This is a genomic window from Cryobacterium fucosi, from assembly GCF_004403515.1.
Lineage (GTDB): Bacteria > Actinomycetota > Actinomycetes > Actinomycetales > Microbacteriaceae > Cryobacterium > Cryobacterium fucosi.
Genome location: NZ_SOHH01000027.1, coordinates 1 through 13,711, shown reverse-complemented (window position 1 = coordinate 13,711; position 13,711 = coordinate 1). Strand labels below are relative to the sequence as shown.

8 protein-coding genes and 1 pseudogene are annotated in these 13,711 nt (G+C 67.2%); 3 read left to right on the top strand and 6 right to left on the bottom strand.

Annotation, left to right across the window (positions count from 1 at the left end; genetic code table 11):
• Position 1: 1 nt before the first annotated feature.
• The 5 genes and pseudogenes from E3T48_RS02520 to E3T48_RS02500 all read right to left on the bottom strand — a co-directional run bounded on the left by E3T48_RS02520 (position 2) and on the right by E3T48_RS02500 (position 7,617).
• A complete protein-coding gene (locus tag E3T48_RS02520) occupies positions 2-2,176 on the bottom strand; it encodes a transglycosylase domain-containing protein (RefSeq protein ID WP_166789604.1) in 2,175 nt (724 codons plus the stop codon).
• Positions 2,177-2,283: 107 nt separating this feature from the next.
• Positions 2,284-2,495 (bottom strand): annotated as a pseudogene (locus E3T48_RS02515) (DUF6855 family protein).
• A gap of 239 nt (positions 2,496-2,734) precedes the next feature.
• On the bottom strand, positions 2,735-3,592 hold the full coding sequence (gene pflA, locus E3T48_RS02510; RefSeq protein ID WP_134522300.1) for a pyruvate formate-lyase-activating protein: 858 nt from the start codon (positions 3,590-3,592) through the stop codon (positions 2,735-2,737).
• Between the two features lie 45 nt (positions 3,593-3,637).
• Positions 3,638-5,902, bottom strand: coding sequence for a formate C-acetyltransferase (pflB, locus tag E3T48_RS02505; RefSeq protein WP_134522299.1), 2,265 nt, complete (start codon positions 5,900-5,902; stop codon positions 3,638-3,640).
• A gap of 326 nt (positions 5,903-6,228) precedes the next feature.
• Positions 6,229-7,617 (bottom strand): FAD-binding oxidoreductase, encoded by a 1,389-nt coding sequence (locus E3T48_RS02500; RefSeq protein ID WP_198417605.1) that lies wholly within the window; start codon positions 7,615-7,617, stop codon positions 6,229-6,231.
• A gap of 242 nt (positions 7,618-7,859) precedes the next feature.
• On the opposite strand from E3T48_RS02500, the gene E3T48_RS02495 reads away from it, so the two are divergent.
• The 3 genes from E3T48_RS02495 to E3T48_RS02485 all read left to right on the top strand — a co-directional run bounded on the left by E3T48_RS02495 (position 7,860) and on the right by E3T48_RS02485 (position 11,291).
• Positions 7,860-8,531 carry a GntR family transcriptional regulator gene (locus E3T48_RS02495; protein WP_134522297.1) on the top strand — a complete coding sequence of 224 codons (672 nt, stop codon included), beginning with the start codon at positions 7,860-7,862 and terminating at the stop codon, positions 8,529-8,531.
• Between the two features lie 40 nt (positions 8,532-8,571).
• Positions 8,572-9,765 (top strand): MFS transporter, encoded by a 1,194-nt coding sequence (locus E3T48_RS02490; protein WP_134522296.1) that lies wholly within the window; start codon positions 8,572-8,574, stop codon positions 9,763-9,765.
• 71 nt (positions 9,766-9,836) lie between these two features.
• Positions 9,837-11,291 (top strand): maltokinase N-terminal cap-like domain-containing protein, encoded by a 1,455-nt coding sequence (locus tag E3T48_RS02485; RefSeq protein WP_134522295.1) that lies wholly within the window; start codon positions 9,837-9,839, stop codon positions 11,289-11,291.
• 120 nt (positions 11,292-11,411) lie between these two features.
• On the opposite strand, the gene E3T48_RS02480 is transcribed toward E3T48_RS02485, so the two are convergent.
• Positions 11,412-13,124 carry an AMP-binding protein gene (locus E3T48_RS02480; protein WP_134522294.1) on the bottom strand — a complete coding sequence of 571 codons (1,713 nt, stop codon included), beginning with the start codon at positions 13,122-13,124 and terminating at the stop codon, positions 11,412-11,414.
• Between the last annotated feature and the right edge of the window lie 587 nt (positions 13,125-13,711).

Here is a 13,711-nt window from a genome sequence, read left to right as displayed (position 1 = left end):
GTTAGCGCGGCCCGGTGCCTACCTTGATCACGGTGCTCGGTGAGGCCTCGACGAACGCGTCTCCGCCGTACTTCGCATTGGCTACCGACATGACGGCCGGCCACATCCGATGGCGCGCGGTCGCGGCCTGTCCGCTGTCAAAAAATACCGCGCGCTGGTTCGTCTCCCCGGTGAGACTGACGACAGCCACCACTGTGGCGACCTTCGTGCTCGCTCCACTCATCCAGGTGTCCTTGTTGCCGTCGGTGGTCCCGGTCTTACCGATCATCGGCACCCGGGGCGATGTCGCCCGGTAGGAGGCCTGCGCCGTGCCATTCGTCATCACCAGGCGCATGGCGTACGCCATCCCTGCGGTCACCGCCGGGTCGACCGACTGGGTGCATTGGGAGACCGGAACGGGCAGTTCGGTGCCATCGGCGGCGACGATCCTGTCGATCACGACCGGTGTGCAGGTGACTCCGCTGTTGGCGATGCCGGCGAATGCCACTGCCATGCTCAACGGGGCGATTTCATTCGTTCCGATCACCGAGGCGGCGTTTTGGAGCAATGGGTTCCCGTCGGCGCGGTGCATCCCGAATGCCTCGGCGGTCTGGCGGATGCCGCACAGGTCGAGCCTCTTCGCCATCCCGATGTAGCCCGTGTTGATCGAGCCGATAGTCGCCTCGAGTGCGCTGTAGTTGGCGCCGCTTTCGTTCGCGTCGTTCTTGGGATTCCATTTGTCGCGGTCGTAGTTCTGCGGACCCAGGCAACTGTCTTTGAAGGTGCCCCAGTTCGCCTTGCGCCGCGAGTCGACCCGCTCATTCAACGAGTGGCCTTCCCGCAGCCACTCTGCCAGTGCGAAGACCTTGTAGGTCGAGCCAGGCTGGAATCCGCTCGACCCACCGTTGACGTAATCCGTGTTGTAGTTGATCCCGGTGAAGTTGGCTCCCGTGGCCTGCACCAGCGGGTCCTGGCTGTAGTCCTTGTTCTGCGCCATCGCGAGCACCCGCCCCGTGCCGACCTGCACGCTGGAAATCACGCTGCCGACGTCCCAACCGGGGTAGGTCATCGGCACGTTTGCGCGGATGGCATTCTCGGCCGCGTTCTGCAAGTCCAGATCGATGGTGGTGTAGACGTTGTAACCGCCACGCCGAAAGTTGACGAGCCTGGTCTCTTCGTCGGCGCCGAAGCTCGGGTCGTTGCGCAGCACGTGTGTGACGTAATCGCAGAAGAAGGCGCTTCCCCCCGCGGTCTGGCAACCGGTGCTCGGTTCGACGATGGACGGCTCAATCGGCGCCTTGATCGCCGCCTCGAACTCGGCTGCGGTGATCTTCCGGTAGGTGAGCATGTCCCGGAGGATGTAGTCTCGGCGGGTTCGATTGGCCTGGTATCCGTTCGCCGCACCGTTGGTCTCGCTCAGTGGTCGATCCAGCTTGAACTTCACGGGATTGTTGATGATAGCGACGAGGCTGGCGGCCTGCGGCAATGTCAGGTTCGCCGCGGAGGTGTTGAAATAGTAGTTCGCCGCTGCCTCTATTCCGTAGACCGTGCCGCCGAAGCCCGCGATGTTCAGGTACTGGCGGAGGATGTCGTTCTTCGAATACTTCTTCTCCAGGCCGATGGCCAGGCGCATCTCCTTGAGTTTCCTCTCCGGCGTCGTTTCGGTGGCGGCGAGGTAGCAGGTGCGCCGCGCCGACGTGTCGGTCATGAGCTCGCACTTCTGCACCAACACGTTCTTGACGTACTGCTGGGTGATCGAGGATCCGCCCTGGGTTGCGCCTCCGGCAAAGGTGCTCACTGCGGCCCTGACCGTGCCCTGGAAATCGACGCCGCCGTGTTCGAAGAACCGGGGGTCTTCGCTGGCGATCGCGGCATCCTTCACGTATGGACTGATCGCATCCAGCCCCACCTCGATTCGATTCTGGTCGTAGAACGAGGCCAGCAGGGCCGTCGTGCCGTCGCTCCGTGTCGCGTAGATGTTGCTCTTCTGCGACAGACTATCGATCGAGATGTACTCCGGAAGGTTCTCGAAGACGTTGATGGTGTCCGTGGCAGCAATGCTGGACAACGCCACGACGGGCGTGACCGCGATCGCCATCAGCAGACCGGCCGCCGAACTCATCACGAGGAAACCGAACAGTCCACCGAGCACTCCGCCAATGGTCCGCCGCTCGGCGAATCCCGAGTTGCGCATCATCTCACCCCCGACCGGCTCCATTCGATGTATTCACCATAGAACCCCACGCGGCGCTTCCCGGGGAGGGGCTTGCCGTGGCACGCCGAATATGGCACGCCCCCGCGGGGCTACCTGGCCCGCATGCGGTTGTTCCGTGGGTTGTGCTCGAGTTCGGCCAGGCCGAGCGCCTCCATCAGCGGTGGCACGTACACCCCGAACCGGCCACGGCGTCCCGCAGCATCGCGTGGAGATCGTCCAGGCACCGCAGCCGATAGCCGAGCGTGGTCGTCCCGACGACGCACACCAGGCTCGGTGGATCCGCGCTCTCCTCCCGGTACATCCGGTACTCCGACGTTCCGGGCGGGCTGCGCAGCAGCCACGGATCATCCTTGGTCCCGTTGCCGACGATGGCTTCGGTCATGGCTGCCTCCCGTTGTGTGCCGGCCACCATCATCCCGCACCAGAGACAGGTCAGCCAGAGCCGGGGACGCGAAAAGGGGCCAGGCAGCGGATGCTGCCTGGCCCCTTTTCTGCACCCGCGGGGACGCCGCCTCGCGCGGGTCGGGACGTGAACCGGTCTTAGAAGACCGTCAGTCCGCGCGCCCGGAACTGGTCCCGCACGCGCTCCTGCAGTTCGTTGTCCGGAGGGTGAACTCCGTGCAGCGGATAAGGCAGGTTCAGCCTGTCCCACTTGTCTTCGCCCATCTGGTGGAACGGCAGCACCTCGACCCGTTCGACGTTCGGCCACCGCGCCACGATCTCGGCGACGGCGTCGACGTTCTCGACGGCGTCCGTGAGCCCCGGCACGAGCACGAAACGCACCCAGACCGGGATCTTCTGCTCCGCGAGACGGTCACCGAATGCGACCGTCGGAGCAAGCTCGCGGCCCGTCACCTCCCTGTACGTCTCGGGGATGCCTGACTTAACGTCGAGCAGCACCAGGTCGAGGTTGTCCAGCAACGTGTCGGACGCGCTCTTGCCCAGGAACCCGGAGGTGTCCAGGGTGGTGTGAACGCCCAACTTGTGGCACTCCTCGAAGATGCGCGCCACGAAGGCGGGCTGCATGAGCGGCTCACCACCGGAGATGGTCAGCCCGCCCCCGGTCGCGTCGAAGACGCCCTTGTAGCGCTTCACCCGGGTCACGAGGTCATCGAGCGTCGTCAGCAACCCGTCCCGCATCTTCCAGGTGTCGGGGTTATGGCAGTACTGGCAACGCAGCAGGCACCCTGAGAGGAAGAGTGTCATTCGCGTGCCCGGACCGTCAACGGCCGTGACCAGTTCCCACGAGTGGACGCTGGCCACCGAGCCGTTGTGGATCGCTTCCATCTCGAGATGGTGGAGTTCAGCCAGTTCGGCCTGTTCACTGCTGACGGATGAACCGTCCACCAGGTCGATAGCGGCGCCGGCGCTGGGCAGGCCGAGATTTACTGCGGGCATTGTCTCGTCCTACTCAGCGTCGCCGCGTGTTGTTGTCGGTGAATATTAGTGCGAGTGGAACGTGCGGCTGATGACATCCATCTGCTGCTCGCGAGTGAGGCGCACGAAGTTGACCGCGTAGCCGGAGACGCGAATCGTCAGCTGCGGGTAGTTCTCCGGGTGCAGCATGGCGTCCTCGAGGGTGTCCTTGTTCAGCACGTTGACGTTGATGTGGTACCCGGTCGCCGACGTGAACGCGTCGATGAGGCCGACCAGACTGGTGATCTGCTCTTCCTTGGTGTGGCCGAGACCACTGGGCACCACGGTGTTGGTCAGCGAGATGCCGTCCTGCGCTTCGCTGTACGGGAGCTTGGCGACGCTGAGCGCCGATGCGAGCATCCCGTGGGTGTCGCGGCCGTTCATCGGGTTGGCACCCGGTGCGAACGGCTCGCCCTTGCGGCGGCCATCCGGCGTGTTGCCGGTCGCCTTGCCGTAGACCACGTTGGAGGTGATCGTCAGGATCGACTGCGTGTGGATCGCGTCCCGGTAGGTGGGGTGCTTGCGGATCATTGTCATGAACCGCTCCATCACGTCGACGGCGATGGAGTCGACGCGGTCGTCGTCGTTGCCGAACTGGGGGAACTCGCCCTCGATCGTGTAGTCGACGACGAGACCCGTCTCGTCGCGCACCGGGCGCACCTTGGCGTACTTGATGGCCGACAGGGAGTCGGCGACCACGCTCAGGCCGGCGATGCCACAGGCCATCGTGCGGATGATCTCCTTGTCGTGGAGCGCCATTTCGAGACGCTCGTACGCGTACTTGTCGTGCATGTAGTGGATGCAGTTCAGCGCGGTGACGTAGGTCTCGGCCAGCCACTCGAGGGTCTCGAGGTAGGCGGGGAACACGGTGTCATAGGAGAGGACCTCGTCGGCGTTCGGCGCGGTTGCCGGGGCCACCTGCTTTCCGGATACCTCGTCCTTGCCGCCGTTGATCGAGTACAGGAGCGCCTTGACGGCGTTGACCCTGGCCCCGAAGAACTGCATCTGCTTGCCGACCCGCATGGGCGAGACACAGCAGGCGATCGCGGCGTCGTCACCCATCTCGGCGCGGATGATGTCGTCCGACTCGAACTGGATCGCCGAGGTGTCGATCGAGACCTGGGCGCAGAAGCGCTTGAAGCCCTCGGGGAGGGCGTCGCTCCACAGCACCGTCAGGTTCGGCTCCGGTGCGGCGCCGATGTTGTACAGCGTCTGGAGGAAGCGGAAGGTCGTCTTGGTGACCAGCGCGCGACCGTCGTCACCGATTCCGGCGAGCGACTCGGTGACCCAGGTCGGGTCGCCGGCGAAGATCTCGTCGTATTCCGGGGTGCGCAGGAAGCGCACGATGCGCAGCTTGATCACGAGGTCGTCGATCAATTCCTGGGCGCCGGACTCGGTCAGGACGCCGGCGGCGATGTCGCGCTCCATATAGGTGTCGAGGAAGGCCGCGTTGCGGCCGAACGACATTGCTGCGCCGTTCTGTTCCTTGACCGCACCGAGGTAGGCGAAGTAGAGCCACTGCACGGCTTCCTGAGCCGTGACGGCCGGCTTGGAGATGTCGGAGCCATAGCTGGCGGCCATCTGAACGAGTTCCTTGAGGGCCCGGATCTGCTCCGAGTTTTCCTCGCGGGCGCGGATGATGTCCTCGGTCGAGGGCTCCATGTCGAGCTCGGCGCGGTCGTTCTTCTTGCCGGCGATGAGGGCGTCGACACCGTAGAGGGCAACGCGACGGTAGTCGCCGATGATCCGGCCACGGCCGTAGGCGTCAGGAAGACCCGTGATCAGGTGGCTGTTGCGCGCACGGCGAACCCCGGGAGGGTAGACGTCGAACACGGCCGTGTTGTGGGTCTTGCGGTAGTCGGTGAAGATCTTCTCGAGTTCGGGAGACACGGGGTAGCCGTAGGTCTCGAGCGAGGTGGCAACCATGCGCCAACCGCCGAACGGCATGATCGCGCGCTTGAGCGGGGCATCCGTCTGGAGGCCGACGATGACCTCGTTGGGCTGGTCGATGTATCCGGGCTTGTGAGCTGTAATGGATGACGGAGTGGTCGCGTCAACGTCGTAGACGCCCTTGCGTCGTTCCTCGGGGAACATGGCGGACAGCTTGGCCCACACCCCGGTCGTGCGAGCCGTCGGTCCCGCCAGGAAGGTTGCGTCACCGAGATAAGGCGTGTAATTGCGCTGAATGAAATCGCGAAGATCGATCGAATCCTGCCAGGGGTCGGACACGAAGTCCGGACGCTCGGCCTGCGTCGCGTCTTTGTCGCTGCGAACACCTTCTGTGATGGTCATGTAGATTGCACTCCTCGTGGGATCGAGTCTCCCCCGCCGCAGAAGGGTGTCTCCCACGGTCGGGCCTGGAGAGCAGGAACACGAGGCTTGCGGCTAATGCGACGATGCATCGTGACTTGCCCTCTTCTGCCAACACTACTCCCGTCGCCGGGCCGATATCACGAATCGGCCCCGCCGTTTCGCGCCCGCGCCCTTAAGGGGAGGCGGTCCGCGCGCGGCACGAATCGGCGGGGCCTTCGGACGGACGGAAAAGCGATTTCCGCGGAGATCCAAAGGCCTGTCCAGAGGCCAGAACGAACGTTCGGAGCCTCAGACCGGAACGGATTTCACAGTTTTTTTCCGGGATTGAGCAGCGAGTCGGGGTCGAAGGCGGCCTTCACCCGGCGCTGGAGGTCGCGCAGGATGGGACCGAGTTCGTCGTCCAGGTGCGCCTGCTTGAGCATTCCGATGCCGTGCTCGCCGGAGGCGGAGCCGCCGAGGGAGATCGCGAGCCGGATGACCCGGGCGAAGGCCTCGTGGGCCGCCTCGACCTCGGCAGGGTTCCCCGCGTCGAAGCCGATCATCGGGTGGAGGTTTCCATCGCCGAGGTGCCCGCCGGTGCCGATCGGGATCGACAGGTCGCGGGAGATCTCGGTTAGGCCGGTGAGCAGCGCCTGCAACTGGGACCGGGGCACGGTGATGTCCTCGTTGAGGCTGGAACCGCGCGCGGCCTGCAGCGCGGGCTGCAGCAGTCGACGCGCCGTCATCAGCTGGTCCAGGTGCGCCGGGTCGTGGGCGACGAGCACTTCGGTGGCACCCTCGGCGCGGAGGATGGCGGCGTACTCCTCGACGTCGTCGTGGGCCTGGCCGGCCTGGTCCGACTGCACGAGCAGCAGGGCGGCCGCGCCGGCCGGCAGCTTCGACTCAGGGTCGAAGGCGTTGATCGCGGTGATCGACGGCCCGTCGAGGTATTCCAGGATGCTGGGGCGCCGGTTGGACGCGACGATCAGGGCCGCCGCCGCGAGCGCCGCCTCCGTTCCGGCGAACGTCGCCGAGACCCCGGACGCCGGGGCAGGGGCAGGCAGCAACCCGACCGTGATCTCGGTGATGATGCCGAGGGTGCCCTCCGAGCCGACCAGGAGCGATGTCAGATCATACCCGGTGACGCCCTTGATGGTGCGCTGGCCGGTGCGAACGATGGAGCCGTCGGCGAGCACGACGGTGAGCTGGCGCACGAAGTTTCCCGTGACGCCGTACTTGACGCAGAGCATCCCACCGGCGTTGGTCGCGACGTTGCCGCCGACGGTCGAGCCCTTCCACGAGCCGGGATCCGGCGGGTAGAACAACCCGACCGCTGCCGCGGCCCTGGCGAGGGCGTAGGTGCGCACGCCGGCCTGCACGGTGGCGGTCTGGTCTTCGGCGTCCACGGACACGATCTTGTTCAGCCGGGTCGTGCTCAGCACGATGGAACCCTCGATCGCGTTGGCGCCGCCGGCCAGCCCGGTACGCGCGCCCTGCGGCACGATCGGGATGCGGTGGGCCGCGGCGAAGGCGACGACGGCCGCGACCTGCTCGGTGTTCACCGGCAGCGCGACCGCGAACGGGACGCCGGCCGCGGTGCTGTCGGACTGGTCCCGGAGGTAGCCGCCGGTCTTCTCACCGGTGATCAGTTGACCGGCGGGCAGAACCTCGGCCAGTGCGTCGAGGAGGGTGGGCTTGGGTGCTGTCGTGGTCACGGATGCCTCTGCGGTAGGAGTGTGTGCGGCCGGAAGTGGCGGCAGGCGATCACATCGGGTGAGGCGAGCGGGATCGCGCGGGGCGAAGGTCTCGGACTCTGCGGAGGGCATGTCTCGGATGGCTGCGCTGGCCAGTCTATAAGAGAGTTTTTGTCGGGGTTTGGCGCTGCCGCCGCGATCAGGTCCGGGCCCATCGTCCCGCAGATTGTATTTATTGATGCATTTATGGTTAGGCTTGTGACATGAGCATGTCCAGGTCCCCCCGAGTCGGCGCCGCCGGTCCGTCCGCGGTGGAGCGGGTATACGCCCATGTCGCCGAGGCGATCATCACCGGCGCCGTCGGCGCCAGCTCGCTGCTCACGGAGGGCGACGTCGCCGAGACACTCGGCATCAGCCGCACCCCGGTGCGGGAGGCCTTCCTGGCCCTCGAGGCACACGGGCTCCTCACTCTCTTCCCGAAGAAGGGCGCGGTCGTCACGGCCCTCGACGACGTCGAAACCGCCGAGCTCCTCCAGGTGCGCATCATGTTCGAGACGACCGCGGTGTCCCTGCACAGCACTCGTCCCGGCGCAGACCGCGCCGTGGACGACGACCTGGCCGTCCTGATCCTGCTGCAGGAAGAGGCCGCCCGCACCGGCGACGTCCTCGCCTTCGCCCGCGCCGACCACCGCTTCCACGCCCGTGTCGTCGACGAGTCCCACAACCGGGTCATCGACGACTTCTACACCCAGCTCGGGCCGCGGCTCAAGCGCCTCCTCCACCGCGCTGCGACGCGCGATCCAGGCAGTCTCGAGCGTTTCATCACCGAACACCGGGCCCTCGCCGACTACCTGCGCGCCGGGGACGCCCCCGGTTACGAGGCCGCTCTCCGCCGGCATGTGCGCCACGGTTTCCCGGCGCCGCCCGAATCCTGATCCCGGCGCCGCGGCGCCCGACTCCGATCCAGAAAGATTCATGAACTTCCGCCGTACCGTCCCCGCCTGGCAGCTTGCCGCGCCCGCCCTCTTCGTCATGGCCTGGGGCGGCAATCACTTCACCCCGCTCCTGCACATGTACGAGTCGCTCGGCCACTACTCGGCCCTGATGGCCGATCTCTTCCTCGGCTTCTACGTGGTCGGGCTCATTCCCGGCCTTCTGGTGGCCGGCGCACTGTCTGACCGTTACGGGCGCAAGCCGTTGTCCGTCGCGGGGGTGGCGATCGGCATCGCGGCCAGCCTGCTGCTCGGCCTCGGCTTCTCCAGCGCGGTCTCGCTCTCCCTCGGCCGTTTACTGGCCGGCCTGAGTGTGGGCGTGGCGATGTCGGTCGGGACCGCATGGCTCAAGGAACTCTCCGGCGCGCCGTTCGACCGTCGGGCCGACCGCACCGCCGGCGCCCGGCGTCCAGCCCTCACCCTGACGATCGGGTTCGGCCTGGGCGCCGGAGTCGCGGGCGCCCTCGCCCAGTGGGGCCCGATGCCCACCCTCTCCCCTTACCTCGTTCACATCCTTCTCAGCCTGCTCGTGCTGCCCCGGCTCTTCCGGGCGCCGGAGACGGTGCCGCGGTTCCGTTCGCACCGGCCCTTCTGGCGGGATCTCGCTGTGCCGCTGGCCGGCCATCGCCGATTCGTGCGGGTCATCGCCCCCTCGGCACCCTGGGTCTTCGGTGCCGCCGCGATCGCCTACGCCATCATGCCCAAGCTCGTCGAGGACCAGCTGGGGTCGCTCAACCTGGCGTTCGCGACCCTGCTCACCGTCGTGACGCTCGGCACCGGGGCACTCGTGCAGCCCCTCGTTGCCCGGCTCAACCTGGTCACGAAGGGGCGTGCCCTCGTGGTCGGCATGAGCGTCATGCTGGTCGGACTGTTGCTCTCGATCGCCACCGCGATCGTTCTCTCCCCCGTTCTCGCGCTGATCACGGCGATCACGCTCGGCGCGTCCTACGGCATCTGCGTGGTTGCCGGCCTGGTCGAGATCCAGCGGATCTCCACCCCCGCCGACCTCGCCGGCCTCACCGGGGTCTACTACAGCCTCACCTACGTCGGCTTCCTGTTGCCGGTCCTGTTCGCCTGGCTGAACTCGGTCACGAACTACACCGTGCTGATGAGCGTGCTGGCCGCCGTGTGCGCCGGCTGCCTGGCCGCGGTGGCATACGGCATCCGTCGCGTCTGATCGCCCGGTCGCCCGGTCGCGCCGTCGCCGACGGATGCCGCCGGATGCCGCCGCTGGCGTACGCTGGCGACATGACTGAGAACGGTCGCGGAACCCCTCTCCCGGATTACCTCAACCGATGGGTCGCAACACAGCGCTGGTTCGCGAGCAAGGGGCATGTTCCCGTCCTGCACAGCATCGCCCGGTGGACGCTCCCCTCGGCCGAACCGGGCGTGGACATCCGCACCCACCTCGTCATCGATTCCACGACCGGGGAAGACTCGCTCTACCAGCTGCCGCTCACCGAGCGCGCCACTCCGCTTCCGCACGGGGAACGCGCCCTGGTCGCCACGGTGGACGGCCCGGACGGTCAGGCCCGGTACCTCTACGACGCGCCGTATGACCCGGCCTACGCGGACGCGATCCTACGGGTCATCCTGGGCCAGGGAGCCTCGCTCGGCGCGGAGGACGCGGGCGGCTGCGCCCGGGGCGAACTGCTGCTCGGCCCGGCGGACACTCCTCTCTATACAGTGGCGGCCAGTCGCGTGCTGACCGGGGAGCAGTCGAACACCTCGATCATCTTCGAAACCAGGACCGCGGACGGCACGCCGGCCCGTCCGGTCATCTGCAAGGTGTTCCGCGCCCTGCACCACGGCGAGAACCCGGACATCTCGGTGCAGGCGGCCCTGGCCAGGGGCGGTTCGCGGTTCGTACCCGAACCGATCGGCTACGTCGAAGGCGAATGGGACGACCCCGACCGCCCCGACGGACGAGCCAAGGGCCATCTGGCCTTCGCTCAGGAGTTCCTGCCCGGTGTCGAGGACGCCTGGCGAGCCGCGCTGGCTTCGGCCTCGGCCGAGGAGGACTTCAGCCGGGAGGCCCACGACCTCGGGGTGGCGACGGCCGCCGTGCACGCCGACCTGGCCACGGTGTTGCCGACCCGCGAGGCCACCCCGGACGTGATCGAGGCCGAGCTGGCCGGCATCCGGGAGCGCTACCGCAACGCCGTGGTCGGGATCCCCGCGCTGGCCGAGTACCGGGCGGCGATCGAGACCATCTTCAGCCGGGCGCGGACGGCGCCGTGGCCGCGGCTGCAGCGGATCCACGGCGACTACCACCTGGGCCAGGTGCTCAATGTGCCCGGCGTCAGAGGCTGGGTCCTGGTCGATTTCGAGGGCGAACCGCTCCGACCGCTGGAGGAGCGCACCCGGCCGGATGTCCCGCTGCGGGACGTCGCCGGCATGCTCCGATCGTTCTCCTACGCGGCCGGCACCATCGAACTGGCACATCCGGAACGCCCGGCGCAGGCCGCCCTGGCCTGGGCGGACGCCTGCCGGGAGGCGTTCCTCGACGGCTACGCCGAACGATCCGGCCTTGACCTCGGTGCGCAGGGTGCGCTGCTGAGCGCATTCGAACTCGACAAGGCCCTGTACGAAGCCGTCTACGAGACACGCAACCGGCCGAGCTGGCTCCCGATTCCCCTCGCGGCGATCAAGCGCCTCGTCGACCTCGTCGCCACCCCCGGCTCCGGCCCCGCCCCGTCCTGACCGCTCCGCCGCGCCCCAGCCCGCGAGAGTGCACAATTTGCCCCTTCACGGAACTGAAGGGGCCGATTCTGCACTCTCGCGCGAGAAGCGGGGTCAGGAGGGAGGGGCCGAAGGCGGCGGTCAGCGCTTCAGTTCGGGGAACTGGTCGTCCCGCCACTCGTCGACCAGCCGCGTCTGGGTCGCCGCCGCGTCGTCCTCGCGCATCCTGAGCTCGACCCGGCGGATCTTGCCGGAGCTGGTTTTGGGCAGTTCGAAGAACTCGACCCGTCGCACGCGCATATAGGGAGGGAGGCCGTTCCGGGCGTGGCGCAGCACCGCGAGGGCGGTTTCGCCGTTGGACTCCCAACCGGCGGCAAGGGCGATGTAGGCCTTCGCGATGTTGAGGCGAGTGTCGTCCGGTGCCGGCACGACCGCAGCCTCCGCGACGGCCGGGTGCTCGAGCAATACGCTCTCGACCTCGAACGGCGAGACCTTGTAGTCGGAGGACTTGAAGATGTCGTCGGTGCGGCCGATGAACGTGATGTAGCCGTCGCTGTCACGGCGGGCGACGTCGCCGGTGTGGAAGTAGCCGTCGCGCACCGCCTCGGCCGTGCGCTCAGGGTCGCCGTGGTAGCCGGCCATCAGGTTGACCGCGGTCTCGGACAGGTCGAGGCAGATCTCCCCCTCGTCGGTCACCGCACCCGTGATCGGGTCGACCAGGCTGATCCGGACGCCGGGCAGCGGAAGTCCCATCGAGCCCGCCTTGAGCCGGGATCCGGGCCCGTTTCCGACGATCGCGGTGGTCTCGGTCTGGCCGTAGCCGTCCCGGATCGTCAGCCCCCATGCCCGCTGGATCTGGCTGATCACCTCCGGGTTCAACGGTTCGCCGGCCGAGAGGATTTCGCGAAGCCCTTCTGGCTTGACTCCCAGATCGGACTGGATCAGCATCCGCCAGACCGTCGGCGGCGCGCAGAACGTCGTGACCCGCGCGCGGTGCAGCTGGTCGGCGAGGGCGCGGGGGTCGAACCGGTCGTAGTTGTAGACGAACACGGTCGCCTCGGCGATCCACGGAGCGAAAAAACTACTCCAGGCGTGCTTGCCCCAGCCGGGCGAACTGATGGCCAGGTGCACGTCGTCGGGACGCACGCCGATCCAGAACATCGTGGTGAGGTGCCCCACCGGATAGGAGGTCTGGGTATGCACGACCATCTTCGGCTTGCTGGTGGTGCCCGAGGTGAAGTAGATCAGCGACGCATCATCGGATGCCACGGTGACCGTGGCCTTCGCCGGCGTGACCAAATCGGCGTCCGCGTAGTGCGCCCAACCGGCCACGGCCTCGCCCACGCAGATGCGCGAGTAGTCGCCCTCGACCTGGGCGAACTTGGCGGCGTCGCCCGCGTTGGCGATCACGTGGTCCACTCCCCCGCGGCGCACCCGGTCGGCCAGGTCGCCGGCGGCGAGCACCGTGGAGGTCGGGAGGATGACCGCGCCGGCCTTCATGATGGCGAGCATCAGTTCCCAGAGCTCGACTTGGTTGCCCAGCATGAGCATGACGTGGTCGCCCGGTTTTACGCCCCGCTGGATCAGCCAGAGCGCGACCTGGTCGGAGCGGGTGGACATCTGCGCGAAGCTGACCTTCAGTTCGCTACCGTCTTCCTCCACGATCCAGAGGGCCGTCTTGTCGTTGCCTTCCGCGATGACGTCGAACCAGTCGGTCGCCCAATTGAAGGATGGCCCGACCTCGGGCCAGGCGAATTCGGCCGACGCGCGCTCATGCCCTTCGCGCAGGCGCAGGAGTTGGTCCCGCGCGTCTCGGAAGCTGCTCGTGCTCGTAGGGTTGGTCACAGATTCCATTTTCCTCAACAGTGAATGCCCGGAAGTGCATAAAACGACTTCTCCACACCGTCCGCGTCGTTCACGCGGCGCTCCACTCACTCTAGGACTCCGGCCGCTGACGCTCGCCGGTGGCGGTCACCGGCGCGCTCAAACGAAGGCGCTGCTCCGGGCCCCGGACCTGAGGTCCGACGCGCGGATGGCGCCGGGCCGCTCGGGGCGCGCCCGTAGCCGTCCCGCAGGACGTGCAGCATGGTGGCGCCGATGCCGGCGAGGGACTGGATTCCGAGGATCACGAGCATGGGCATCGTCTGCCGCCGGTAGAGGTCTCCGGCGACTGCCGCCTCAAGCCGTGGTCGGGCCGCTCGGTGGTCGAGCCACCCCGGTGGTAGAGCCCGTCGGTGGTCGAGCCCGTCGAGACCGAGCCACCCCGGTGGTCGAGCCCGGCGAAACCCCGCCCGCCCGGTGGTCGAGCCCGTCGAGACCGAGCCACCCCGGTGGTCGAGCCCGTCGAGACCCCGCCCGCCCGGTGGTCGAGCCCGTCGAGACCAGTGAATAAACCTTCGATAAAGTTATCCACAACACGTGACAAACCCTCACATCTGTGT

Excerpts from the sequence above, each read along its gene's own strand:
- E3T48_RS02520 (WP_166789604.1), bottom strand. The coding sequence starts at position 2,176 with ATGATGCGCAACTCGGGATTCGCCGAGCGGCGGACCATTGGCGGAGTG.
- pflA (WP_134522300.1), bottom strand. The coding sequence starts at position 3,592 with ATGCCCGCAGTAAATCTCGGCCTGCCCAGCGCCGGCGCCGCTATCGAC.
- pflB (WP_134522299.1), bottom strand. The coding sequence starts at position 5,902 with ATGACCATCACAGAAGGTGTTCGCAGCGACAAAGACGCGACGCAGGCC.
- E3T48_RS02495 (WP_134522297.1), top strand. The coding sequence starts at position 7,860 with ATGAGCATGTCCAGGTCCCCCCGAGTCGGCGCCGCCGGTCCGTCCGCG.
- E3T48_RS02490 (WP_134522296.1), top strand. The coding sequence starts at position 8,572 with ATGAACTTCCGCCGTACCGTCCCCGCCTGGCAGCTTGCCGCGCCCGCC.
- E3T48_RS02485 (WP_134522295.1), top strand. The coding sequence starts at position 9,837 with ATGACTGAGAACGGTCGCGGAACCCCTCTCCCGGATTACCTCAACCGA.
- E3T48_RS02480 (WP_134522294.1), bottom strand. The coding sequence starts at position 13,124 with ATGGAATCTGTGACCAACCCTACGAGCACGAGCAGCTTCCGAGACGCG.